General features: G+C 59.7%; 16 protein-coding genes and 2 pseudogenes. 9 read left to right on the top strand and 9 right to left on the bottom strand.

Annotation, left to right across the window (positions count from 1 at the left end; genetic code table 11):
- Positions 1 to 42 precede the first annotated feature (42 nt).
- The gene (gene msrA, locus AACW30_RS29070) at positions 43 to 690 is read left to right on the top strand and encodes a peptide-methionine (S)-S-oxide reductase MsrA (protein ID WP_106577569.1); all 648 of its coding nucleotides are present in this window, start codon (positions 43 to 45) and stop codon (positions 688 to 690) included.
- Positions 691 to 829: 139 nt separating this feature from the next.
- Here msrA and AACW30_RS29065 read toward each other — a convergent pair whose 3' ends face one another.
- A complete protein-coding gene (locus AACW30_RS29065; protein WP_106577568.1) occupies positions 830 to 1,666 on the bottom strand; it encodes a 23S rRNA (adenine(2030)-N(6))-methyltransferase RlmJ in 837 nt (278 codons plus the stop codon).
- Between the two features lie 232 nt (positions 1,667 to 1,898).
- On the bottom strand, positions 1,899 to 2,624 hold the full coding sequence (locus AACW30_RS29060; protein ID WP_200624007.1) for a DUF4123 domain-containing protein: 726 nt from the start codon (positions 2,622 to 2,624) through the stop codon (positions 1,899 to 1,901).
- A gap of 33 nt (positions 2,625 to 2,657) precedes the next feature.
- On the opposite strand from AACW30_RS29060, the gene AACW30_RS29055 reads away from it, so the two are divergent.
- Positions 2,658 to 2,813, top strand: coding sequence for a hypothetical protein (locus AACW30_RS29055; RefSeq protein ID WP_200624006.1), 156 nt, complete (start codon positions 2,658 to 2,660; stop codon positions 2,811 to 2,813).
- Between the two features lie 347 nt (positions 2,814 to 3,160).
- Here AACW30_RS29055 and AACW30_RS29050 read toward each other — a convergent pair whose 3' ends face one another.
- The 5 genes and pseudogenes from AACW30_RS29050 to putP all read right to left on the bottom strand — a co-directional run bounded on the left by AACW30_RS29050 (position 3,161) and on the right by putP (position 9,354).
- Entirely contained in the window at positions 3,161 to 3,547 is a 387-nt protein-coding gene (locus tag AACW30_RS29050; protein WP_106577566.1) for a hypothetical protein, read from the bottom strand.
- Positions 3,548 to 4,229: 682 nt separating this feature from the next.
- Entirely contained in the window at positions 4,230 to 4,628 is a 399-nt protein-coding gene (locus AACW30_RS29045) for a hypothetical protein (protein ID WP_200624005.1), read from the bottom strand.
- Positions 4,629 to 4,911: 283 nt separating this feature from the next.
- Positions 4,912 to 5,244 (bottom strand): hypothetical protein, encoded by a 333-nt coding sequence (locus AACW30_RS29040; RefSeq protein ID WP_200624004.1) that lies wholly within the window; start codon positions 5,242 to 5,244, stop codon positions 4,912 to 4,914.
- Positions 5,245 to 5,662: 418 nt separating this feature from the next.
- A pseudogene (gene tssI, locus AACW30_RS29035) lies at positions 5,663 to 7,666 on the bottom strand (type VI secretion system tip protein TssI/VgrG); the annotation flags it as partial.
- A 203-nt stretch (positions 7,667 to 7,869) separates the two neighbouring features.
- Positions 7,870 to 9,354: a sodium/proline symporter PutP gene (gene putP, locus AACW30_RS29030; RefSeq protein WP_106577565.1), complete on the bottom strand. Its 1,485-nt coding sequence runs from the start codon at positions 9,352 to 9,354 to the stop codon at positions 7,870 to 7,872.
- A gap of 463 nt (positions 9,355 to 9,817) precedes the next feature.
- Here putP and putA point away from each other — a divergent pair, with 463 nt between their 5' ends.
- Entirely contained in the window at positions 9,818 to 13,771 is a 3,954-nt protein-coding gene (gene putA, locus AACW30_RS29025) for a trifunctional transcriptional regulator/proline dehydrogenase/L-glutamate gamma-semialdehyde dehydrogenase (protein ID WP_200624003.1), read from the top strand.
- A gap of 226 nt (positions 13,772 to 13,997) precedes the next feature.
- On the top strand, positions 13,998 to 15,800 hold the full coding sequence (locus tag AACW30_RS29020) for an acyl-CoA dehydrogenase (protein ID WP_200624002.1): 1,803 nt from the start codon (positions 13,998 to 14,000) through the stop codon (positions 15,798 to 15,800).
- On the opposite strand, the gene AACW30_RS29015 is transcribed toward AACW30_RS29020, so the two are convergent.
- A complete protein-coding gene (locus AACW30_RS29015; protein ID WP_119738009.1) occupies positions 15,797 to 16,090 on the bottom strand; it encodes a cell division protein ZapA in 294 nt (97 codons plus the stop codon). The two genes, AACW30_RS29020 and AACW30_RS29015, sit on opposite strands and share 4 nt — an antisense overlap.
- Positions 16,087 to 16,317, bottom strand: coding sequence for a hypothetical protein (locus AACW30_RS29010; protein WP_038844376.1), 231 nt, complete (start codon positions 16,315 to 16,317; stop codon positions 16,087 to 16,089). Before AACW30_RS29010 ends, AACW30_RS29015 begins: the two co-directional genes overlap by 4 nt.
- Positions 16,318 to 16,540: 223 nt before the next feature.
- Between AACW30_RS29010 and AACW30_RS31675 the strand changes: the two are divergent.
- From AACW30_RS31675 to selO, 5 genes and pseudogenes are all read left to right on the top strand, one after another.
- Positions 16,541 to 17,317, top strand: a pseudogene (locus AACW30_RS31675) (MCP four helix bundle domain-containing protein); the annotation flags it as partial.
- A 30-nt stretch (positions 17,318 to 17,347) separates the two neighbouring features.
- Complete coding sequence (locus AACW30_RS31670) at positions 17,348 to 18,220, top strand: methyl-accepting chemotaxis protein (protein ID WP_371924132.1); 873 nt, start codon at positions 17,348 to 17,350, stop codon at positions 18,218 to 18,220.
- A gap of 218 nt (positions 18,221 to 18,438) precedes the next feature.
- Positions 18,439 to 20,181: a potassium/proton antiporter gene (locus AACW30_RS29000; RefSeq protein WP_106577559.1), complete on the top strand. Its 1,743-nt coding sequence runs from the start codon at positions 18,439 to 18,441 to the stop codon at positions 20,179 to 20,181.
- Between the two features lie 56 nt (positions 20,182 to 20,237).
- Positions 20,238 to 23,576, top strand: coding sequence for a mechanosensitive channel MscK (gene mscK / locus AACW30_RS28995; RefSeq protein WP_106577558.1), 3,339 nt, complete (start codon positions 20,238 to 20,240; stop codon positions 23,574 to 23,576).
- 48 nt (positions 23,577 to 23,624) lie between these two features.
- Entirely contained in the window at positions 23,625 to 25,088 is a 1,464-nt protein-coding gene (gene selO, locus AACW30_RS28990) for a protein adenylyltransferase SelO (RefSeq protein WP_200624001.1), read from the top strand.
- Positions 25,089 to 25,157: the final 69 nt, after the last annotated feature.

Genomic DNA, 25,157 nt, shown 5'->3' with positions numbered 1-25,157 from the left:
CTGAATCTTTACCGCTAACTCAACCTGACGAGAGGACTGATCATGGTCTTGCGCTCGGAAATTCTGGTGAACAAAAACGTGTTGCCCACTCAAGAACAAGCTTTGCCTGGCCGTGAAACCCCGATGGCACTGCCAGAGACGCATTTCGTCAACGGCAACCCGCTGCTCGGCCCCTTTGTCGACAACGTCGAGTTCGCGATCTTCGGTCTCGGTTGTTTCTGGGGTGCCGAACGCCGGTTCTGGCAGCGCGACGGTGTGGTCAGCACCGTGGTCGGCTACGCCGGCGGCTACACGCCGAACCCAACTTACGAAGAAGTTTGCTCGGGCCTGACCGGCCATAGCGAAGTGGTACTGGTGGTGTTCGACCAAGACAAGATCAGCTACGAAGAGCTGCTGAAAATGTTCTGGGAGCTGCACAACCCGACCCAGGGCATGCGCCAGGGCAACGACATCGGCAGCCAGTACCGTTCGGTGATCTACGCGGTGAAGCCTGAGCACCTGGAAGCGGCCAAGGCCAGCGCCGAGGCGTATCAGGGCGAACTGACCAAGGCCGGCCTGGGCACCATCACCACAGAAATCGAAGAGGCACCGACGGTGTACTTCGCCGAGGCGTATCACCAGCAATACCTGGCGAAGAACCCGCAGGGCTATTGCGGGATCGGCGGCACAGGCGTGACCTGCCCGATCTAAGCACTACGCAGATCAAAAAATGTGGGAGCGGGCTTGCTCGCGAATGCGGTATATCAGTCGACATATCTGTTAACTGACACTCCGCTTTCGCGAGCAAGCCCGCTCCCACATTTAGTTTTGTGCTTGGCTTGAGATCTGATTACTCAGCGATGAGCCAATCCATCTGCCACCCACCCTGGGTCTGGCCAAGTTTCTTGGACAGCCACGGCAGCAGCTCACGCAACTCCTCTTCCAAACCCCACGGCGGGTTGGCAATCGCCAGGCCCGAGCCGGTCAGGGTGTTGGGCGTGTCCAGCGGATGCACCAGCAACTCCACCCGCAGCAACTTCGGCGCACCCGTGCCGGCCAGGTCCTGGTAGAAGCGGCGCAGCATGCGCTGGTCTTTCACCGGGTACCAGATCGCCGCAACGGTCTGACGCATGCGGCTGACCGCTTCCTTGAGGGACGCTGCGCAGCGCTGCATTTCGTCGAGCTTTTCAAACGGCGGATCGATCAGCATCAACGCACGTTTTTCCGGCACCGGCAGCAAGGCGCGTGGCACATGCCAGCCTTCGCCCAAATGTACTTTGACGCGGCGATCGCCCTTCATGTTGTCTTTGAGCAGCACGCCGTCTTCCGGGTGTTTTTCATTCAGCAGCACACGGTCCTGAGGCCGCGTAAGGCGGCGCGCCAGCTCCGGCGAGCCCGGGTAGTAGCGCAACTGGCCATCCGGGTTCATCTCATGCAACACGCGCATGTAGTCGTCGGTCAGCGGCGGCAGGTCGCTCTCGCCCCACAGGCGCGCAATGCCTTCCAGGTATTCACCGGTGCGGTTGGCCTGATCACCTTGCAGGTCGTACAGCCCGATCCCGGCGTGGGTGTCGAGGTAGGCGAACGGCTGCTCCTTGCGCGACATCAGGGCGATGAGGCGGGTCAAGGTCAGGTGTTTGAAGACATCGGCGTGGTTGCCGGCGTGAAAGGCGTGACGATAATTCATGGTTGCTCCTGCGCAGGGGGCGAAGTTTACCTTCTACAGGCGCAAAGGGGCAGAGTGTGGCGAGCGGGCTCGCCTCGCGTTGGGCTGCGCAGCAGCCCTGATACGATCACCGCGTTCTTTTTTTGCCAGAACTCATTGACAGGTTTTGGGGCCGCTACGCAGCCCGACGCAGGGCAAGCCTGCTCGCCACAACCACCCCTCACACCGATGACTGTTTCCAGCAGGCGCTGCGTCAACTCAACTCTGAGGCCAGATAGTCGGCAAGCGCCCCATGGCTGACATCCGCCCCGCGCGCAAAGCAGGCTACCTTGTGGCGCAAGATCGCAGGCTTGAAAGCGGTCTGCAGGTCGGGGCGCTGCTCTTCGAGCCATTGCAGCAAGTTGTCGATCAGCACGTGGGGGGACTGCTCTGCCAGATGCTCCAGCAACGAGGCAGTCACTTGCCACCATGGGCTGGTGTTGGCGGCAGTGACCGGGCCAGTCGCAACCGTTAGCGGTTGGCCGTTGATCAGGTAACGCTGAAATACCGGCAACACCTTCCCCGCCTCATCGCCGATGTTTTGCACAATCGGCAGAAATTGACCGCCATCCCAGAAGCGCAAAAACACTTCCTGCCCCTCGGGCAACAGCACCTTGGTCAAGCTTCGCAGGTGCGCGACCACTGTTTCCAATGGGCTGGACGATACGGCCAGCCATCCCCACTCCGTAGATTCGGTGGTTGCTATCCAGTCGAGGAATGGGCTTTCGGGCTCGATGATGGCGACGTAAGGCATGACCTCAGTCCACTCAGCATAGGCCGTGCTTGCCCAGACGGGCTGGGGCGGCATGCCAGCTGCCATTTTTCGCCAGACATCTACCGGCTTTGCGTCGCTGGCGTTACTAAGAATGACGAACGCATTCTCAGTCGTCCGAAGGGGACAATGGGTTAACCAAGTTTTTGGTAACAACTGATTCGGCATTAGATACATTCCATTCAAAGGAGGACGCAAGCAATGATTCGTCGTTCAAAACAATTTCTGCCACAAACAAAGCGTCAACAATTTCATTTTGAAAAGCTCTCGCCTAATCTAGAGCCAATCAACATCCTCCCACCCCACAAGCTCTCCTATTACAAGCAGAATAAAAATGCCAAGGACGGAGGCCACTGAACAGACACCTAGACTTTTCAAAATAAATTTGAGCATCTTCGAAAACTCAGCGTAGTCCTCAGCACTAAGACGTCCGTGCTTAATAGAGTGTTCGTGAGAGGCGAAAGCACCGATCACATCTCTTATCGCCCACGACCGGCTTATAGGGCCCCAACCAATAGCTTCGATTTCACTTATAATCTGCCAACTTCGCTTTAAATGCACCCATATTACTTCAATCTTAAAACAAGCAAGATATAACGCCCACACAGGCACGATACACATCAATAAAAAAACAAAATCAAAAAAATAAAATAGACATCCTGCGCGCCACTTATATGCACCTTACCCCCTCACTCAAAAGAGAGTCACCCAAGCCAGCCAACATATTTACCTATACCCCACAATGCAACAGCGTACCCTCCCATGCCCATCAAAAAAAAACCCCACAGCCTTAACTCAAGCATTAGTCGACGAGGGACGTTATCCAACTCCTCACGCGTGACGGCGCCATCCTTAATGTGCAACTTTTGAAAGACAAACATTCCCGCGACAGTATTTACGAACAACATCTTGCTGAAAAAATCAGCACCCACAAAAATCTTACGATAAGAGACCAGTCTTGAAGTACCCAAACACTGCAATATTTCATCGATTTTACGATATGAAAAATATACCTGCCCTATTAAAACAAGAACACCCCATGCCGCCGCAACCAATAGGCAATACGAATATAAAACGCTAGCGTCTTCCATAATTACTTTATCCCTTCCTATACGATCTCCCCCAACTTCCCCCCCAGGCCAGACCCGGCACTCCCCCCGATTGCCGATGCAGCTCCCACCACCACCACGCCGCAAACTAACCCACCAACACCAAGCGTTCCTACACCTATAGCTATACACATAGAAGTGGCCCCTAATGCGCCCAAATACGCACCCGCCCCACTGCCTCCAACAGAACCTAAAAAGCTTCCGCCCTCCATGAGCTTCACTTTCTTACACTCTGCAGAACTTCCAACTCGACACGTTTCCTTCACCTTCAATGCTGACGCTGATCCCCCTAGCCCAATACCGATAAACCCGCCGACCTTCATATACTGGATACCGCCAGCCAGCCCCAATCCGTAGATTCGGTGGTTGCTATCCAGTCGAAGAATCGGCTTTCGGGCTCAATCATGGCGACGCAATGCATGACCTCAGTCCATTCGCTGTAAACCGTGCCTGCCCAGATGGGATGGGGCGGTAGACCGGCTGAAAGGGTTCGCCAAGCGTCCAAAGGTCTCGCGGCGCTGGCGCTGCTGAAAATGACGAAGAGTTTTTCGGCTGGTTGAATCGGGGAGTGGAATAGCCATGTGCGGGGTATGAACTGCATTAGCATAAAATAATGCTCCTTTACCACAAAATATGGCAAAACAACCGGCGAATAACCGAGCGTCTAAGAATGTTCATTAAGCCAACCCATATACTCACCCATACACAATAAAGCGATGCAAACCCCAACCAAAACAAACAAAACATACACCAGTGCTTTTAGTTTAAATCTAAGCCGATAAGGAACGCCTTCAAACTCCTCACGAGTAAACCCGCCGCCTTTTATATGCGTTTCAGGAAACACAAGCATCCCCGCAATCGACAGTACAAAAAACGACCTACTGAAAACCCCGTCCCCAAGAAGAAATTGACGACCCAATACACTATTTGACTGACCTAGGCATTCCAATATTTCATTAACTTTAGAGTAAGAAAAATAAACTTGAACCAAAAATGTAAAAAAAATTAACACAAATACGCCTAACCAGCACCACATATAAAATGCGTAAAATTCACCCTTCATTACTTCCCCACCTCATAAATAAAATCTCCGACCCTCTCTCCAGCAAGCGCACCAACGGCGCCACCGGCAGCAGTGCCTGCACCTACAACAACCAAAATACATAAAATGCCTCCTAAACCCGCAGTACCTGCACCTATAGCAACACACACTGTTCCTGCACCCGCTGCTGCGGAAGCACCACCTAACCAGCCAACCGCGGCGCTCCCGACAAAATTCCCTCCTTCTGTATATTTCACTCTTTGACAATTATCTTTACTTCCAACTCGACACGTTTCCTTCACCTTCAATGCGGACGCTGACCCCCTAGCCCAATACCGATAAACCCGCCGACCTTCATATACTGACTTGCCCGCGCCACACGTTGAATATGCGTCGCATATCCAGGAATCCCCCCTGACACACCCGCTTTGCTCCAATGATGAACCAAACTGCGACTGGAAATCCCCAATGCTTTTTTGAGCTTTGGGTGATCGGCAATGCCAATTCCTTTGCGTACCAGAGGCCCGAGCCTGTTATCCAGTTGAGTTAACAGCTTCTGACGTTTAGCGAAAAATTCTGCACCTTGCAAATTGCCATGAGCCTGGAAGGTTTTGACGTGCAACTTTTCAAGATCCACGAGGACGGACTTGGTCCGCGTTAAATGATTTTCCACCATGCTTGATCCCACCCCCAACGCCATCGAACTCTGCGCCAAAAAAAGCACCAACCTCTTGCTGGTGCTCAACCATAAACGCCGCCTCGTCATCGCTCATCGGCGTCAGTGCATCGTTCACCTCTTTCGCCGCCTCCATCAGCAATGCCTCTTCACGCGTGCATTGGCTGTTAAGCGGGTCGCTGAGGACGAGCATTTGCCCCGGCCTGGCGTACTGCGTGAGTTGTGGATTGAGGCTGCGAAACCGCTCCAGTACGATCGCACTGGGCGATTCGAACAGCGACTTTTCCAAGGCATCCCGAGACATTGCGCGCTGCACGATATGAAACCCCGGCTCGACGCCAGCAGCTTTCCCGGCAGAAGGTCCCGGACCTTTATTCCCATGCTGCGGGAGGTCGCACTGGTCGTTCTTGCAGCGCTCGCACTCTTCGCAAAAAGGTGCACTACGTTTCAGGCTGGCCACTTGCACGCGGCTTAACGGGGCAGGAACAACCGCCAGCAGCGTTTCCTTTATTCCCGGCATTAACGGCGCAGTCGCGGCAGCCGGCGCGCCGCCAAGCTGGATCGGCACGCTGCTGAAAATCCCACCCGCCGACAGCGTGATCGACTGCCCTCCGGCCTGGATTGTCACGCTCGCACCGGCGTCGATGACGATGCTCTGCCCCGCTCCGATCTGGATGGTGCGACCTGCACGCATCTGCTGCGAACCGCCAACCGTCAGGTGGTCATCCTGCTTGAGTTCGGTGAGGCGATTGCCATGGGTAATGCGCTGCTCTGCGCCTTGCAGCTCGTGATGCGACTCGCCGCCCACCTTCACCCGGCGCCCGTTATCGACCTGCACCTGCTGGTCATTCAGCACGTGCTGGGTCCAGTCACGCTGGGCACGCAAGTAGATTTCCTCGGCGCCTTTGCGGTCCTCAATGCGCAGCTCGTTGTAGCCGCCACCGCCCGGGCTGCTCTGGCTGCGAAAGATACTGCGGGTCTTGTCCGCTGGCAGATCGAGGGGCACCGGCGTTGCCGCGTTGGGCAGGCAGCCCATCACCAGTGGCATGTCCAGGTCACCATTGGCGAATCCCACCAGCACTTCCATACCGACTCTGGGTATCAGCACCGAGCCGTAACGATCATGCGCCCAGCCACTGGCGACACGCAGCCAGCAGCTGGAGTGCTCGTTGTGTTGCCCGTCACGGTCCCAGGCCAGTTGCACCTTGACCCGACCGTATTCGTCGCAATGGATTTCACTGTCGGCAGGCCCGGTAACCACCGCGTGTTGATAACCGCCGATGCTCGGGCGCGGCAACTCAGGCAAGGGTGGGCGGAAAATCACATCCCATGGCACGGCGATAAACGTGTTGTGGTAGCCCTGACGAAAATCTCCCCCTGCCACCTCAGTAACAGCCTCTTCCAGCACCTGGGGTTGTTTGCCCTGATGGGAGACCTGGGTGACCAGCCACAAATCATTCCAGCTTTCTCGCGGGTGCCCGCCAAGCCTGAGGAACCGACCACTGACCAAGGCAGGATCATCGCCTTCACCCCGGGCGGCTCTCGAGTCCGTGCGCAGGCGCTCCAAGCCTCGCTGCGCAAGGTATTTGCCATGGGGGCGATCGGAAAAGTGGCCGGGATACTGCTGCATTTCAAGGCTCGGAAGCTGCTCGCCAGCCACGGCACTTTCCAGCGTCAGGCGCGGCTTACGAAAATCATAATCGCGCAGGTTTATCCCTGTTGTGCGGGTTTCCAGTTGCATCGCAAAGCGCTTGATCGCCGGAGTCGCCGCCACCATCCCGGAACCGGGGCTGTAGGGAGTGGGCTGTTCGGCCCGGGCGAACACCGTCTGGTCATCACCGAATACCAGCAGGTGCCCATCGGGCGAATGCTGGAAGTGGTAGTGGATGCCCACCTCGGCGCACAGACGTTGAATGAACGCCAGATCAGTCTCGCCGAACTGCACGCAGTACTCGCGCGGTGGATAAGTACCGCTCAGGCGAAACTCAAAGCGGTCGCTCAGGATGCCTTGCCCGACCAACACCAGCGCCACAATCTGCGGCACACTTTTGTGCTGAAAAATACGCTGATGACTGCTGTGCGCCAGGTACTGCAGATGCGGCACAAGACGGATCTGATAACGCGTCAGGCGCCGCCCCGACTCGCCCTGCCCGACTCGATAGACCAGGCCATGCACACCATGCCCCTGCTCATCGAACCCCAGATAGGCCTGGCGATGCAGCAAGCTTTCCAAATCGAGATCGGGCTGTTCGCTGACCAGTTCAAGGTCGATACAGTAAGGCTGACTCAGCGCCTCCTCACCCTGGAAGCTGTAGACCTTGAGGTCGCTGGCAACCCCATCCAGGGTCAGGTTAAACGCACTTTGATTGGCAGGAGCGAACATCCGGTGTTTCTCTGCGAAGGGTAGGCGGCCGATTCTGCACTACGGGTGCGCCCTGCTGAGCACGCCCCAGACAAATCAGTAAATCCCTACACGCTCGCATCAGAATCTTCTTCGGACCAACCCAAATCACACGCAAAAAAAGGCCCGCCATCCGTAGGACGCGGGCCTTTTTCTAATTCAACGGGCGCTTATCACCCGACGAATTATTTGTTGAGGTTGTAGTCTTTTTCCGCCGCGTCAAAACGCTCGACCATACCGGCAGTCGGTGCGCCCAGCTTGCTGACGAAGTAGATCGCCAGGCTGGCGAAGATAAAGCCCGGAATGATTTCGTACAGGCCCAACAGCTCGAAGTGCTTCCACACAATCACAGTGACCGCGCCGACCAGGATGCCGGCCAGTGCGCCGTTGCGCGTCATCTGTTTCCAGATCACCGAGATCAGCACCACAGGCCCGAACGCGGCGCCGAAACCGGCCCAGGCGTAGCTCACCAGGCCCAGTACGCGGTTGTTCGGGTTGGCTGCCATGGCAATCGCGATCAGGGCAACCAGCAGCACCATCGCGCGGCCGACCCACACCAGCTCAACCTGGGAGGCGTTTTTGCGCAGGAAAGTTTTGTAGAAGTCTTCGGTCAGCGCGCTCGAGCACACCAGCAATTGGCAGCTCAGGGTGCTCATGACGGCAGCCAGAATGGCCGACAACAGCACGCCCGCGATCCATGGATTGAACAGCAGTTTGGCCAGTTCGATGAACACACGTTCGTGGTTCTCGTTGACCGGGCCGGCCACTTCCGGGTGCGCCGAGAAGTAAGCGATGCCGAAGAAGCCCACCGCCACGGTGCCGCCCAGGCACAGGATCATCCAGGTCATGGAGATGCGACGCGCCTTGGCAATCGACTTCACCGAATCCGCCGCCATGAACCGCGCGAGGATGTGCGGCTGGCCGAAGTAACCCAGGCCCCAGCCCATCAGCGAAATGATGCCGATGAACGTGGTGTTTTTCAGCATGTTGAAGTTGTCAGGGTTCTTGGCTTCGATCGCCAGGAACGTGGTGTCGATACCTCCGGTGGCCAGCAACACGATGATCGGCGTCAGGATCAGCGCGAAGATCATCAGCGTGGCTTGTACGGTATCTGTCCAGCTGACCGCCAGGAAACCACCGACGAAGGTGTAGGCAATTGTCGCGGCAGCACCGGCCCACAGCGCGGTCTCGTAGGACATGCCGAAGGTGCTTTCAAACAGACGGGCGCCGGCCACGATGCCGGAAGCGCAATAAATGGTGAAGAACACCAGAATCACCACCGCAGAGATGATTCGCAGCAGGCCGCTTTTGTCTTCGAAACGGCTGGAGAAGTAATCCGGCAGCGTCAGGGCGTCGCCATTGTGTTCGGTTTGCACCCGCAGGCGACCGGCCACGAACAACCAATTCAGGTACGCGCCGACGATCAGGCCGATGGCAATCCAGCTTTCCGACAGACCGGACATGTAGATGGCGCCCGGCAGGCCCATCAACAACCAGCCGCTCATATCGGAAGCACCGGCGGACAATGCGGTGACCACGCTGCCGAGGCTGCGACCGCCGAGGATGTAGTCAGAGAGGTTGTTGGTGGAGCGATAGGCCATGAAGCCGATCAACACCATTGCTGCGATGTAGATCACAAATGTGATCAGGGTGGGATTACTAACGCTCATAAGAGTGACGCCCTGGCTTTGTTTTTATGTAGCGACGGTCTGTGTCAGACGGCCACCCGTTGATAAGCGGATAGACGAGACTGCGTGCCGCGCATTTATGACTGGCGTTTCCCCAGGAAAGCCGCCAGCCGATGAACCGAACCTTGCAGGCGGTTGCACCTTGGGCGCGAATGCTATTCAACAAAGCAAATAAGGTGCAACCAGTTTCTTGAGAATAAGTTGCACCTAAGCGTGTTTACGCCCAAACAACGGTTTTTTGCTTCTTTTCGGAGCAAGAACAGCCGACCTCAGAAGCAAATGCACCAAGGGAGAGCGGATTCTGTTGAAGGCCGGATTTTTTCCCGATCGCGATCAAAAATTTCCTGAACAATTTGGGTTGCACCCGGTTGCACCTCTGCATGCGCAAAGCTAATCTTGCCGCCAGCAGATGCCACGCAGTAGTGGCACCCATGAGGATAAAAAGATGGCAACGACCACCCTTGGGGTCAAACTCGACGACCCGACCCGCGAACGCCTCAAGGCCGCCGCGACCTCCATTGATCGCACGCCGCACTGGCTGATCAAGCAGGCGATTTTCAATTACCTGGAGAAACTGGAGGGTGGTGCAACCCTGAACGAGATTAATGGCTTGGGCAGCAAGGACGCGGAGGACGCTGGAGAAATTCAGCCAGACCACGCCCACCAGTGCTTCCTGGAGTTCGCCGAAAGCATCCTGCCGCAGTCCGTACTGCGCGCCTCGATCACCGCCGCCTACCGCCGCCCGGAACCGGAAGTGGTGCCGATGCTGATCGAGCAGGCCCGCCTGCCGCAGCAGATGGCCGAAGCCACCAACAAGCTGGCCGCCTCGATTGCCGAGAAGTTGCGCAATCAGAAGAGCGCCGGCGGCCGTGCCGGTATTGTTCAAGGCCTGCTGCAAGAATTTTCCCTGTCGTCCCAGGAAGGCGTGGCCCTGATGTGCCTGGCCGAAGCGCTGCTGCGCATCCCGGACAAGGGCACTCGCGATGCACTGATCCGCGACAAAATCAGCACTGGCAACTGGCAGCCGCATCTGGGCAACAGCCCGTCGCTGTTCGTCAACGCCGCCACCTGGGGCCTGCTGCTGACCGGCAAACTGGTCGCCACGCACAATGAAGCCGGCCTCACCTCGTCCCTGAGCCGCATCATCGGCAAGAGCGGCGAGCCGATGATCCGCAAGGGCGTCGACATGGCCATGCGCCTGATGGGCGAGCAGTTCGTCACCGGCGAAACCATCGCCGAAGCCCTGGCCAATGCGAGCAAATTCGAAGCCAAGGGTTTCCGCTATTCCTACGACATGCTCGGCGAAGCCGCGCTGACCGAACACGACGCCCAGAAGTACCTGGCCTCGTACGAACAAGCCATTCACTCCATCGGCAAAGCCTCTCACGGCCGTGGGATTTATGAAGGCCCGGGCATTTCCATCAAGCTCTCGGCACTGCACCCGCGTTACAGCCGTGCGCAATACGAGCGGGTGATGGACGAGCTGTACCCGCGCCTGCTGTCGCTGACCTTGCTGGCCAAGCAATACGACATCGGCCTGAACATCGACGCCGAAGAAGCCGACCGCCTGGAGCTGTCGCTCGACCTGCTCGAACGCCTGTGCTTCGAGCCGCAACTGACCGGTTGGAACGGCATCGGGTTCGTGATCCAGGCCTATCAGAAACGCTGCCCGTATGTGATCGACTACGTCATCGACCTGGCCCGCCGCAGCCGCCATCGCCTGATGATCCGCCTGGTAAAAGGCGCGTACTGGGACAGCGAGATCAAGCGCGCCCAAGTTGAAGGCCTGGAAGGCTACCCGGTGTACACCCGCAAGGTGTACACCGACGTTTCCTACATTGCCTGCGCACGCAAACTGCTGTCGGTGCCGGAAGCCATCTACCCGCAGTTCGCCACGCACAACGCCCACACCCTGTCGGCCATTTACCATATCGCCGGCCAGAACTATTACCCCGGCCAGTACGAGTTCCAATGCCTGCACGGCATGGGTGAACCGCTGTACGAGCAGGTTGTAGGCAAAGTTTCCGAGGGCAAGCTGAACCGTCCGTGCCGCGTGTACGCCCCGGTCGGTACCCACGAAACACTGCTGGCTTACCTGGTGCGTCGCCTGCTGGAAAACGGCGCCAACACCTCGTTCGTCAACCGCATCGCCGACCACACTATTTCGATTCAGGAGCTGGTGGCCGACCCGGTGGCCAGCATCGAGCAGATGGCCACGCTGGAAGGCGGCTTCGGCCTACCGCACCCGCGTATTCCACTGCCGCGTGACCTGTATGGCAGCGACCGCGCCAACTCGGCCGGTATCGACCTGGCCAACGAACACCGCCTGGCGTCGCTGTCTTGCGCGCTGCTGGCCACCGCGCACAACGACTGGAAAGCCGCGCCGATGCTGGGCTGCGCCTCCAGCAACGAGCCGGCCGCACCTGTGCTGAACCCCTCCGACCTGCGTGACGTGGTCGGCCATGTACAGGAAGCCACCGTCGAAGACGTCGACAACGCCATTCAATGCGCGATCAATGCCGGCCCGATCTGGCAGGCCACCCCGCCCGCCGAGCGCGCCGCGATTCTGGAGCGTGCCGCCGACTTGATGGAAGGCGAGATCCAGCCGCTGATGGGCCTGCTGGCCCGCGAGGCCGGCAAGACCTTCGCCAACGCCATCGCCGAAGTGCGCGAAGCCGTGGACTTCCTGCGCTACTACGCGGTACAGGCCCGTAACGATTTCACCAACGACGCCCACCGCCCATTGGGCCCCGTGGTGTGCATCAGCCCGTGGAACTTCCCGCTGGCAATCTTCAGCGGTCAAGTGGCTGCGGCACTGGCTGCCGGTAACCCGGTATTGGCCAAGCCTGCCGAGCAAACCCCGCTGGTGGCGGCACAAGCCGTGCGTATGTTGCTCGAAGCCGGTATTCCGGAAGGCGTGCTGCAACTGCTGCCGGGCCAGGGCGAAAGCGTCGGTGCCCGCCTGGTGGGTGATGATCGCGTCAAAGGCGTGATGTTCACCGGCTCCACCGAAGTGGCGCGCCTGCTGCAACGCAGCGTCGCCGGTCGCCTGGATGCCCAGGGCCGCCCAATTCCGCTGATCGCCGAAACCGGTGGCCAGAACGCAATGATCGTCGACTCTTCGGCGCTGACCGAGCAAGTGGTCATCGACGTTGTGTCCTCGGCCTTCGACAGCGCCGGCCAGCGCTGCTCGGCGCTGCGCGTTCTGTGCCTGCAGGAAGATTCGGCAGACCGTGTGATCGAAATGCTCAAGGGCGCCATGGCTGAATGCCGTCTGGGCAACCCGGAGCGCCTGTCGGTAGACATCGGCCCGGTGATCGACGCCGAAGCCAAGGCTGGCATCGAAAAACACATCCAGGCCATGCGCGACAAAGGCCGCAATGTGTACCAAGTGGCGATTGCCGACGGCGAAGAGATCAAGCGCGGCACCTTCGTGATGCCCACCCTGATCGAACTCGAAAGCTTCGACGAACTGCAACGCGAGATCTTCGGCCCGGTGCTGCACGTGGTGCGTTACAAGCGTAAAGAGATCGACCAGCTCATTGCGCAGATCAATGCCTCCGGCTACGGCCTGACGCTGGGCGTGCACACCCGCATCGATGAGACCATCGCCAAGGTGATCGACAATGTTCACGCCGGTAACGTCTATGTGAACCGCAACATCGTGGGCGCCGTGGTTGGCGTGCAGCCCTTCGGCGGCGAAGGCCTGTCGGGCACTGGCCCGAAAGCCGGTGGGCCGCTGTACCTGTACCGTCTGCTGTCGACTCGTCCTACCGATGCGATCGAACAATCCTTCGTGCGCGGCGACAAGCTGACCGCGCCGGACGTGCGTCTGCGCGATGCCATGAGCCAACCGCTGACCGCCCTGAAAACCTGGGCCGACAGCAGCAAGTTCAGCGAACTGAGCGCCCTGTGCAGCCAGTTCGCCGCGCAGTCGCAAAGCGGTATTACCCGCCAACTGGCCGGCCCGACCGGCGAGCGCAACAGCTACGCAATCCTGCCCCGCGAGCACGTGCTGTGTCTGGCGGACGTGGAAGGTGATCTGCTGACGCAACTGGCGGCAGTATTGGCCGTCGGCGGTTCGGCGGTATGGCCGGAAACTGACCTGACTAAAGCTGTGTTCCCACGCCTGCCGAGGGAAGTTCAGGCGAAGATCAAGCGCGTGGCTGACTGGACCAAGGATGACGTGGTATTCGACGCCGTCCTGCACCACGGTGATTCCGACCAATTGCGTGCGGTGTGCCAGCAAGTGGCGCAGCGTGGTGGTGCGATTGTCGGGGTGCATGGTTTGTCGCAAGGTGAGACGGCGATTGCGCTGGAGCGTCTGGTGATCGAGCGGGCGTTGAGTGTTAACACCGCTGCGGCGGGCGGTAACGCCAGCCTGATGACCATCGGTTAACTGGCTAAATGCAGTAAAAATGTGGGAGCTGGCTTGCCTGCGATAGCGGCGAGTCAGTGACAGAAATGTCGGCTGGCACGGCCTCATCGCAGGCAAGCCAGCTCCCACACTGACCGCACCCCACCTTCGGCCCTTGTTCTGCCCTTCCATCACTTAGATCAATCTTGCTATCCAGCCTCTATTGGCGCACTTAGACTCCGGCCATTCCCTTAAAAGGTAAGCCGCCATGTCCGAGACGCTGCTCAGTTCCCGCAATCTGGCTTTCGAGCTGTACGAAGTCCTCGATGCCGAGGGCCTGACCCAGCGCGAGCGGTTTGCCGAGCACAACCGCGAAACGTTCGATGCCGCCATCAGCACCGCGCGCAGCATTGCCGAAAAGTATTTCGCGCCGCACAACCGCAAGAACGACGAAAACGAACCGCGCTATGAAGACGGCAAGGCGATCCTGATCCCGGACGTCAAACCTGCCGTGGACGCCTTCCTCGAAGCCGGCTTTCTGAACGCCGCGCGCAGTTTCGACGCCGGCGGCATGCAGTTGCCGACCCTGCTGTCGCAAGCCTGCTTTGCGCACTTCCAGTCGGCCAACGCGGCCTCGACCTCCTACCCGTTCCTGACCATGGGCGCCGCCAACCTGATCGAAAGCTTCGGCACCGAGGCGCAGAAGCAGCGCTTCCTGCAGCCAATGATCGAGGGCCGCTTTTTCGGCACCATGGCACTGACCGAGCCGCATGCCGGTTCATCCCTGTCGGATATTCGTACGCGGGCAGAGCCAGCGGCTGACGGCAGTTATCGCCTCAAGGGCAACAAGATCTTTATCTCCGGCGGCGACCACCCGCTGTCGGAAAACATCGTGCACATGGTGCTGGCCAAGCTGCCGGACGCGCCGGCCGGGGTGAAGGGCATTTCGCTGTTTATCGTGCCCAAGTTCCTGGTCAATGAGGATGGCAGCCTGGGCGCGCGCAACGATGTGCTGCTGGCCGGGTTGTTTCACAAGATGGGCTGGCGCGGCACCACGTCCACGGCGCTTAACTTCGGCGATAACGGCAATTGCGTCGGCTATCTGGTAGGCAAGCCGCATCAGGGTCTGAGCTGCATGTTCCAGATGATGAACGAGGCGCGCATCGGCGTGGGCATGGGCGCAGTCATGCTCGGTTACGCCGGCTACCTCTACTCGCTGGAATATGCCCGCGAACGCCCACAAGGTCGCCTGCCCGACAGCAAAGACCCAGGCACCGCGCCGGTTTCGATCATCCAGCACGCCGATATCAAACGCATGCTGCTGACACAAAAAGCCTATGTCGAAGGCGCTTTCGACCTCGGCCTGTATGCCGCGCGGTTGTTCGATGACACCACCACGCTGGAAACCGACACCGAGCGCAAGCAAGCCCACGAACTGCTCGACCTGCTCACGCCCATCGTCAAATCCTGGCCGTCGGAGTTCTGCCTCAAGGCCAACGAGCTGGCGATCCAGATTCTCGGCGGCCACGGCTACACCCGCGAGTACCCGGTGGAGCAGTACTACCGCGACAACCGCCTGAACCCTATCCACGAAGGCACCCACGGCATCCAGTCCCTGGACCTGCTCGGGCGCAAGCTGGCGCAGAATGGCGGCGCGGGCCTCAAGCAACTGATCCGCCTGATCGCCGAGACAGGCGCACGCGCACAGCAATACCCATCACTGACCGCACTGCGAGAACCACTGGAAGAGTTAGTGACCAACCTGCAGCGCGTCACACTCGGCCTGCTGACCGATCTCGCCCAAGGCAAGGTCAACAGCAGCCTGGCGAATTCGGCACTGTATTTGAAGGTGTTCGGGCACACGGTGATTGGCTGGCGCTGGCTGGAACAGGCAATTCGCGCCGAGGAAGGCCTGGCCAAGGGCAATGCGGCGGATGCTGCCTTCTATAAAGGCAAGCTCCAGGCCGCTCGGTACTTCCTGACCTGGGAAGTGCCGAGCTGCCATCATGAACTGGCGATTCTGGAGGCACGCGATGACACGTGCCTGGGGATGCAGGATGCGTGGTTCTAAGGCGTTCCGATCGCCTTGGAAATCACTTCGACCGTGGCGCTGACTTGCTCTTGGTAACGGTCGAGTTCCTGCTGGTGGTGCTTTTGCATTTCGATCTGCTCGGCGCACAGGTTCAGCGCAGCCAGTACCAATAATTTGTCACCGATCAGGGTCGGGTACTTTTTCTTGGTGGTGGCCAGGGAGGCCTTGAGCATGGTCACGGCGTGCATCAGGGTTTGATCTTCCCCGTCCGGCGCCTTGATCGAGTAATCCTCTCCGAGAATCGAAACGACCTTTATCCCTTCATTCATGCGCCGACAGGACCTGCGCTCACACGCTCAACCAGGGCCTGGATGCGCGCGGCGGTTGCGCCGTGCTTTTCTTCCTGTTCCATCAGGTTCAGTTGCAGGCTGTCGTTTTCATCCTTGGCGCGGGCCAGTTCGGCCTTGAGGGATTCATTGCTGCCCAGTAGGTCCTGGTTTTGCTGTACCAGGTCGCTGACCAGTTGTTCGAGTTGGCTGAGGGATGCTTCTAACATTTTGATTTCTCGGGCTTTTTCAAAGGGCGGTGACGATAAAGAAAATTCACCTCGGATGCCAGGGTTATCCCAGGCGCGCAGCCCGATATTTAAGGGCCGGGCCGCACTTTCGAGCCTTAGTGACTGCATTTACCCCATCTGGTTCCTGAATCCGCCCAACCCCTCGTCTGATGCGACAAAAGCGCGCGCCCCCTTAAGACTTTAGTCGCATGGCCGATAGCTGATGCACACCCCGTCTCATGGCCGCACGGATCGCGCTTCTCCCCAGGACTTCAGCATGTCTCTTCGTAATATGAATATCGCGCCGCGCGCCTTTCTTGGCTTCGCGTTTATTGGTGCGCTCATGTTGTTTCTCGGTGTGTTCGCCTTGAACCAAATGAGCAAGATCCGTGCTGCCACCGAAGACATCACACTGTCCAGCGTACCGAGCATTCGTGCCCTCGACGAGTTCACCCAGCTGACCCTGCGCCTGCGGGTGTTGTCGTATCGCTTGCTGACCAACCGTGAGCCAGACGTGCAGCAAAAGACCCTGGAAGCCTTTGAACTGCGCAACCAGCAGATCCGCACCGCCCAGGGCGTCTACGAAAAACTCATCGAGAGTGGCGAAGAACGCTCGACCTACGACGAATACGTGCGCTTGCTCGGTCAGTACCATCAGATCGAAGAGCGCATGAAGAGTTTGTCTCGCGCCAACCAGATCGACGACCTGCGCAACTTGCTCAACACCGAATTGCTGAGCAACTCCGAGCAAGTCAACGCGGTGCTGACACGCCTGCTGGACATCAACAACAAGATGGCCAACGCCACCAATCAGCAAGCCAAAGACCAATACGACATGGCCTTTGACCTGGTGGTGGGCCTGCTGATCATTGCCACGGCGCTGACCCTGCTGTTTGCGTGGCTGCTGACCCGCAGCATCACCCTGCCAATCGCCCAGGCACTGGAAGCGGCCGAAGAAGTCGCCGAAGGCAACCTCACGCGCCCGATCAAGGTCGACGGCAACGACGAAGCCGGCCGCCTGCTGGCCGCCATGGCCAAGATGCAGGAAAAATTGCGCGACACGCTGCAACGCATCGCCGGTTCCGCCACGCAGCTGGCCTCCGCCGCCGAGGAGCTGAATGCCGTCACCGACGAAAGCGCCCGTGGTCTGACCCAGCAAAACAACGAAATCGAACAAGCCGCCACCGCCGTCAACGAGATGACCAGCGCCGTCGAAGAGGTGGCGCGCAATGCGGTCAGCACCTCCGAGGCCTCGCGCAATGCCACCACGTCAGCGGGTGACGGCCGTGACCTGGTGCAGGAAACCGTCAGCGCCATCGAGCGCATGAGCGGTGACGTACAGGCCACCGCCACACTGATTGGCGACCTGGCCAATGAATCGCGTGACATCGGCAAGGTGCTGGACGTGATTCGCGGCCTGGCCGACCAGACCAACCTGCTGGCGCTGAACGCCGCAATTGAAGCCGCACGCGCCGGTGAAGCCGGTCGCGGGTTTGCCGTAGTGGCTGATGAAGTGCGCGCCCTGGCCCATCGCACCCAGCAGTCGACCAGCGAGATCGAGCGGATGATTGGCAGCATTCAGGCCGGCACCGAGCACGCGGTGGATTCGATGCGTAACAGCACCGAACGCGCGGAGTCGACACTCAATATCGCCAAAGGCGCGGGCCTGTCGCTGGATACCATCAACACCGCGATTGTCGAGATCAACGAACGCAACCTGGTGATCGCCAGCGCGGCAGAAGAGCAGGCGCAGGTGGCGCGGGAAGTGGACCGCAACCTGGTGAACATTCGTGATCTGTCGGTGCAGTCGGCTACCGGTGCCAGCCAGACCAGTGCGGCGAGCAGTGAGTTGTCGCGCCTGGCGGTGGATTTGAATGGGATGGTGGGGCGCTTCAGGCTGTAAGTCGATTCCTGTGGGAGCTGGCTTGCCTGCGATAGCATCTCCTCGGTGAACCTGACCCACCGAGTTGCCTGCATCGCAGGCAAGCCAGCTCCCACATTGGATTGATGTAGGCCGGCAAAAGCTTTTTGACAGCACAGCAATTCAACAGGTTAGAATCGCTGGCACGCAGACTGCATGGTCAGTTTGCGCCCTGTCTTCCCCGTTCTGGAGTACTGCCTTTGAATGCGACGACCATCAACAGCCTGTTCTTGATCGGCGCGTTGCTGGTGGGTGCGAGCATTCTGGTGAGTTCTCTTTCGTCCCGCCTGGGTATCCCGATTCTGGTGATCATCCTGGCCGTGGGCATGATCGCCGGCGTCGATGGCGGCGGCATCATCTTCGACAATTACCCGACCGCCTACCTGGTGGGCAACCTTGCCTTGGCAGTGATCCTGCTCGACGGCGGCTTGCGCACACGGGTGGCGAGTTTTCGCGTGGCACTCTGGCCGGCGTTGTCGCTGGCCACGGTGGGGGTATTGATCACCACCGGGCTCACCGGCATGGCCGCGGCCTGGCTGTTCAACCTTAATATCATTCAAGGCTTGCTGATCGGCGCCATCGTCGGCTCAACCGATGCCGCCGCGGTGTTCTCGCTGCTGGGCGGCAAAGGCTTGAACGAGCGGGTGACCGCCAGCCTGGAAATCGAATCCGGCAGCAACGACCCGATGGCGGTGTTTCTCACCGTGACCCTGATCGACATGCTCGCCACCGGCCAGACCGGCCTGCACTGGAGCCTGCTGACCCATCTGATCCGCGAGTTCGGCATTGGCGGCATCGTCGGCCTGGGCGGCGGCTGGCTGATGCTGCAGATGGTCAACCGCATCAACCTGGCCACCGGCCTGTACCCGATCCTGGTGATCGCCGGTGGCCTGGTGGTGTTCGCCCTGACCAACGCCCTGCACGGCAGCGGCTTCCTCGCCGTGTACCTGTGCGGTCTGGTGATCGGCAACCGCCCGGTGCGCAGCCGCCATGGCATTTTGCATATGCTCGATGGCATGGCCTGGCTGGCACAGATCGGTATGTTCCTGGTGCTGGGCCTGCTGGTCACGCCGCATGACTTGCTGCCCATCGCCCTGCCCGCCCTGGGCCTGGCACTGTGGATGATCCTGTTTGCGCGGCCGCTGTCGGTGATGGTCGGCCTGCTGCCATTTAAAGCGTTCCACGGGCGCGAAAAAGCCTTTATCGCCTGGGTCGGCCTGCGCGGCGCGGTACCGATCATTCTGGCGGTGTTCCCGCTGATGGCCGGCCTGCCGCACGCGCAGCTGTACTTCAACCTGGCGTTCTTTATCGTGCTGGTCTCGCTGCTGGTGCAGGGCACAAGCCTGCCGTGGGTGGCCAAGCTGCTGAAAGTGACCGTACCGCCGGACCCTGCGCCGATCTCCCGCGCCGCCCTGGAAGTGCACGTTACCAGCGAGTGGGAGCTGTTCGTCTACCGCCTGGGCGCGGAAAAATGGTGCATCGGCGCGGCCCTGCGCGAACTGAAAATGCCCGAAGGCACGCGGATCGCCGCGCTGTTCCGTGGCCAGCAACTGCTCCATCCGTCGGGCAGTACGGTGCTTGAAGTCGACGATTTGCTCTGTGTGATCGGCCACGAACACAACCTGCCGGCCCTGGGCAAACTGTTCAGCCAGGCGCCGCAACGCGGTCTCGACCTGCGCTTCTTCGGCGACTTTGTGCTCGAAGGCGACGCCCAGCTGGGCGCGGTGTCGGCGCTCTACGGCCTCAAGCTCGAGGGTATCGACCCGGATATGCCACTGAGTCGCTTCATTACCCAGAAGGTCGGCGGCGCACCAGTGGTAGGCGACCAAGTGGAATGGAACAACACGCTGTGGACCGTCGCGGTCATGGACGGGAACAGAATCGGAAAAGTCGGCGTCAAATTCCCCGAAGGAAGTCGTCCAGGCCCTGGACTCTTCCTCTAAACTGCGGGGCTACGGCGCCACGCCCCCACCTTTTTTACCTTGCTCGACCGGTATCCATGACAACTCTGCGCACCTTTTTAGCCACTGCCCTGCTGGGCCTGACCCTCTGTGTCGGCAGCGTTTACGCCGCCGACCCGCCCAGCGCCGAGTCCATCCAGCAAACCCTGGACAAACTGCCCGACCGCAAGCTGCCTGACGCCGACATGAAGGCGCTGCAAACCATCCTGCAACAGACCCTGACCTACCTGGGCAACAAGCAGGATTACGAGCAGCGCCTTGTCGACCTCAAGCGCCAGCTCGAAGACGCCCCGCGCCAGACCACTGAAAACCAGCGCGAACTGGTACGACTCAAGGCCACCAAAATCATCCCGGTGGCGCAGCGCTACGCCACCCTGCCGGTGCCGCAGCTTGAGCAGTTGCTGGTGCAACGCACCACCCAGCAAGGCGATCTGCAAAAAACCGTGGCCGACGCCAACAGCATGTCCGTTGCCGCCCAGACCCGTCCCGAACGCGCCCAGACCGAAATCAGTAACAGCCAGACCCGCATCCAGCAGATCAACTCGATCCTCAAGGCGGGCAAAGACAACGGCAAGACCCTCACCGGCGACCAGCGCAACCAACTGAACGCCGAACTGGCCGCCCTCAATGCCCTGATTCCACTGCGCCGCCAGGAACTGGCCGGCAACAGCCAACTGCAAGACCTGGGCAATAGCCAGCGCGACCTGGCAACCGAGAAAACCAGCCGCCTGGAGCAGGAAATCCAGGACCTGCAAACGCTGATCAACCAGAAACGCCTGGCCCAGTCCCAGCAGACCGTGACCCAACAGTCCATCGAAGCGCAGAAGGCCGGCGGCAGCAGCCTGCTGGCCTCGGAAAGCGCGGCCAACCTTAAACTGTCCGACTACCTGCTCAAGAGTACCGACCGCCTCAACGAGCTGACCCAGACCAACCTCAAGACCAAGCAGCAACTGGACGCAGTGACGCAAAGCGACTCGGCCCTGGACGAGCAAATCAACGTGCTCAAGGGCAGCCTGCTGCTCTCCAAGATTCTCTACAAGCAGAAACAGGCGCTGCCCCGTCTCACGGTCGACCGCGACCTGGCAGACGATATCGCCAACATTCGCCTGTACCAGTTCGAGATCAACCAGCAGCGTGAGCTGATCAACTCGCCCAGTGCGTATGTGGATAACTTGCTGGCCAACCAGCCGCCGGAAGACGTGACGCCGCAACTGCGCCGCACCTTGCTGGAGTTGGCGATCACCCGCAGCGACTTGCTTGAGCGCCTGAGCCGTGAGCTGAGTGCACTGCTGAACGAATCGATCACCCTGCAACTTAACCAGAAACAACTGCTCAGCACCGCCACCACCCTGCGCGCGACGCTGGACGAGCAAATGTTCTGGATCCCCAGCAACAAGCCGCTGGACACCGAGTGGCTGGAAACCGTACCGGCGCACCTGAACAAACAGATCACCACCCTGCCGTGGGCCTCCAGCGTCAGCGAACTCTACGACGGCCTGACCCAGCGCCCACTGTTGTTCCTGCCACTGCTGCTGTTGATCGGTGCATTGTTGTGGCGGCGTAAAGCGCTATACCAGCGCCTGAACAAGGTTCACCTGGACATCGGCCACTTCAAGCGCGACAGCCAGTGGCACACGCCGCAGGCCATCCTGATCAACATCCTGTTGGCGATGCCGGTGTCCCTGGGCCTGGCGCTGTGCGGCTACGCGCTGCAGATCGACGCCCGCGGGCAAAACGCCAACCTTGGCGATGCACTGCTGCAGATCGCCCAAGCGTGGCTGGTGTTCTACACCGCCTACCGCATCCTGGCGCCGGGCGGCGTGGCGGAACTGCACTTTCGCTGGGAGAAACCCCAGGTTGAATTCCTGCAAGGCTGGGTGCGCAAACTTGGCCTGGTAGTGCTGGCATTGGTGGCCGTAGTGGCCATCGCCGAGCACCAACCCGAGGCGCTGGCCGACGACGTGCTGGGCATCGGTGTGGTACTGACGTGCTACGCGCTGATGGCCTGGCTGCTGGGCCGCCTGCTGCTGAACAGCCCGACCCACGAGAAAGCTTCACTGTTTCGTAAAGCCGTGGGCCTGGTGTTCACCGCCCTGCCCGTCGCCCTGTTTCTGGCGGTGTGCTTTGGCTACTACTACACCGCGCTCAAACTCAGCGACCGCTTGATCAATACCCTGTACCTGCTGATGTTCTGGCTGGTGATCGAAGCCACCTTCGTGCGCGGCCTCGGCGTCGCCGCACGGCGACTGGCCTACGCGCGTGCACTGGCCAAACGCCAGGCCGCCAAGGAAGCCGGTGATGGCGAAGCGGTGATCGAAGAACCGACCCTGGACATCGAACAGGTCAACGAACAGTCCATGCGCCTGATTCGCCTGGCCTTGCTCGGCGGCTTTATCGCGGCGCTGTACTGGGTGTGGAAAGACCTGATCACCGTGTTCTCCTACCTCGACAACATCACCCTGTACGAGTACACCAGCGGCACCGGCGCCAACATCAGCATGGTGCCGATCAGCTTCGGCGACTTGCTGGGTGCGTCGATCATCGTCGGCATCACCTTCGCCCTGGCGCGCAACTTGCCGGGTTTGCTGGAAGTGCTGGTGCTGTCCAAGCTGGACCTGGCTCAAGGCAGCGCCTACGCCACAACCACCTTGCTGTCTTATGTGATTGCTGGGGTCGGCTTCGTCTCCACCCTGTCCACGCTCGGTGTGAGCTGGGACAAGCTGCAATGGCTGGTGGCAGCGTTGTCGGTGGGGTTGGGCTTCGGGATGCAGGAGATCTTCGCCAACTTTATCTCCGGCATCATGATCCTGTTCGAACGCCCGGTGCGTATCGGCGACACCATCACCATCGGCAACCTGTCGGGCACCGTCAGCAAAATCCGCATCCGTGCGACGACCATCACCGACTTTGACCGCAAAGACATCATTGTCCCGAACAAGACGTTTATTACCGGGCAACTGATCAACTGGTCGCTCACCGACACCATCACCCGCGTCACGCTAAAACTGGGTGTGGACTACGGCTCCGACCTGGACCTGGTGAAGGAACTGCTGCTCAAGGCCGCGCGAGAAAACCCACGCGTGCTGAAAGAGCCGGAACCCCACGTGTACTTCCTCAACTTCGGCGAAAGCACCCTCGACCACGAATTGCGCATGCACGTGCGCGACCTCGGTGACCGCAACCCGGTGATCGACGAGGTGAACCGCTTTATCAACCGCGAGTTCAAGAACCACCACATCAACATCTCGTTCCGCCAGATGGAGGTTTACCTCAAGAACCTCCACGGCCAGGAATACAAACTGGTGGAAGTCGACACCCCGGCCAAACCCGCCAACGACGGCGGCGTGCAAGAACCACCGCCGAGCAAACTCGACTAACGCGTCTATCCCCAGCAGAATGCTCGGACATTCTGCTGGAGATGGCCGGTGAAAGCCCTCGACGAACTGACCTTCGACAACCGCTTCGCACGCCTGGGCGACGCGTTCTCAACCCACGTATTGCCTGAGCCGCTCGACGAGCCGCGCCTTGTGGTCGCAAGCAATGCCGCCATGGCCCTGCTCGACCTCGACCCGGCAGTGGCCGACACGCCGGTGTTTGCCGAGCTGTTCAGCGGGCACAAACTGTGGGCCGAAGCGGAGCCGCGGGCAATGGTCTATTCCGGGCACCAGTTTGGCGGCTACACCCCGCAACTGGGCGACGGCCGCGGGCTGCTGCTGGGCGAGGTGTACAACGAGGCCGGCGAACACTGGGACCTGCACCTCAAAGGCGCCGGGATGACGCCTTATTCGCGCATGGGCGACGGCCGCGCGGTGCTGCGCTCTTCGATCCGTGAGTTTCTCGCCTCCGAGGCGTTGCATGCGCTGGGCATCCCCAGCAGCCGCGCCTTGTGCGTGATTGGCTCCAGCACACCCGTGTGGCGCGAGAAACAGGAGCGCGGCGCCATGGTGCTGCGCCTTGCGCACAGCCATATCCGCTTCGGGCATTTCGAATATTTTTACTACACCAAAAAGCCCGAGCAGCAGGCTGAACTGGCCGAACACGTGTTGAACCTGCACTACCCCGAGTGCCGCGAGCAGCCCGAGCCGTACCTGGCGATGTTCCGCGAAATCGTCGAGCGCAATGCCGAGATGATCGCCAAATGGCAAGCCTACGGTTTCTGTCACGGCGTGATGAACACCGACAACATGTCGATCCTGGGCATCACCTTCGACTTCGGGCCGTTTGCGTTCCTCGATGACTTTGACGCGCACTTCATCTGCAACCACTCCGATCACGAAGGGCGCTATTCCTTCAGCAATCAAGTGCCCATTGGGCAGTGGAACCTCAGTGCGCTGGCCCAGGCGCTCACGCCGTTTATCAGCGTTGAAGCCTTGAAAGAGGCACTTGGCCTTTATCTACCGCTGTACCAGGCCCATTACCTGGACCTGATGCGCCGTCGGCTTGGATTGACCACGGCTGAAGACGATGACCAAAAGCTGGTGGAGCAGTTGCTCAAGCTGATGCAAAACAGCGGCGTGGACTACACGCTGTTCTTCCGCCGCCTGGGTGATGAGCCCGCAGCGCAAGCTGTGGCGCGGCTGCGCGATGACTTCGTCGACCTTGCAGGGTTTGATGCCTGGGCCGAACTGTACACAGCCCGAGTTGCGCGCGACGGGGACTACAGCGAAGCGCAGCGCCGTGAGCGCATGCACGCGGTAAACCCGCTGTACATCCTGCGCAACTATCTGGCACAAAACGCCATCGCCGCCGCCGAGTCAGGCGACTACAGCGAAGTACGGCGGCTGCATGAAGTGCTGAGCAAACCGTTTGAAGAGCAGGCGGGAATGGAGCAATACGCCCAACGGCCGCCGGATTGGGGCAAGCATTTGGAGATCAGTTGTTCGTCGTAAGTTCGCAAAAGCGATACGTTCACGGTGGCGAGCGGGCTTGCCCCGCACTGGGCTGCGCAGCAGCCGCAA

It is taken from the genome of Pseudomonas sp. MF6747 (assembly GCF_963890955.1).
Taxonomy (GTDB): Bacteria; Pseudomonadota; Gammaproteobacteria; order Pseudomonadales; family Pseudomonadaceae; genus Aquipseudomonas.
This window is presented reverse-complemented; position numbering and strand designations above follow the sequence as displayed.

Bases quoted from the DNA above. Each gene is read 5' to 3' on its own strand.
- msrA (WP_106577569.1), top strand. From the start codon at position 43: ATGGTCTTGCGCTCGGAAATTCTGGTGAACAAAAACGTGTTGCCCACT.
- AACW30_RS29065 (WP_106577568.1), bottom strand. From the start codon at position 1,666: ATGAATTATCGTCACGCCTTTCACGCCGGCAACCACGCCGATGTCTTC.
- AACW30_RS29060 (WP_200624007.1), bottom strand. From the start codon at position 2,624: ATGCCGAATCAGTTGTTACCAAAAACTTGGTTAACCCATTGTCCCCTT.
- AACW30_RS29055 (WP_200624006.1), top strand. From the start codon at position 2,658: ATGATTCGTCGTTCAAAACAATTTCTGCCACAAACAAAGCGTCAACAA.
- AACW30_RS29050 (WP_106577566.1), bottom strand. From the start codon at position 3,547: ATGGAAGACGCTAGCGTTTTATATTCGTATTGCCTATTGGTTGCGGCG.
- AACW30_RS29045 (WP_200624005.1), bottom strand. From the start codon at position 4,628: ATGAAGGGTGAATTTTACGCATTTTATATGTGGTGCTGGTTAGGCGTA.
- putP (WP_106577565.1), bottom strand. From the start codon at position 9,354: ATGAGCGTTAGTAATCCCACCCTGATCACATTTGTGATCTACATCGCA.
- putA (WP_200624003.1), top strand. From the start codon at position 9,818: ATGGCAACGACCACCCTTGGGGTCAAACTCGACGACCCGACCCGCGAA.
- AACW30_RS29020 (WP_200624002.1), top strand. From the start codon at position 13,998: ATGTCCGAGACGCTGCTCAGTTCCCGCAATCTGGCTTTCGAGCTGTAC.
- AACW30_RS29015 (WP_119738009.1), bottom strand. From the start codon at position 16,090: ATGAATGAAGGGATAAAGGTCGTTTCGATTCTCGGAGAGGATTACTCG.
- AACW30_RS29010 (WP_038844376.1), bottom strand. From the start codon at position 16,317: ATGTTAGAAGCATCCCTCAGCCAACTCGAACAACTGGTCAGCGACCTG.
- AACW30_RS31670 (WP_371924132.1), top strand. From the start codon at position 17,348: ATGGCCAAGATGCAGGAAAAATTGCGCGACACGCTGCAACGCATCGCC.
- mscK (WP_106577558.1), top strand. From the start codon at position 20,238: ATGACAACTCTGCGCACCTTTTTAGCCACTGCCCTGCTGGGCCTGACC.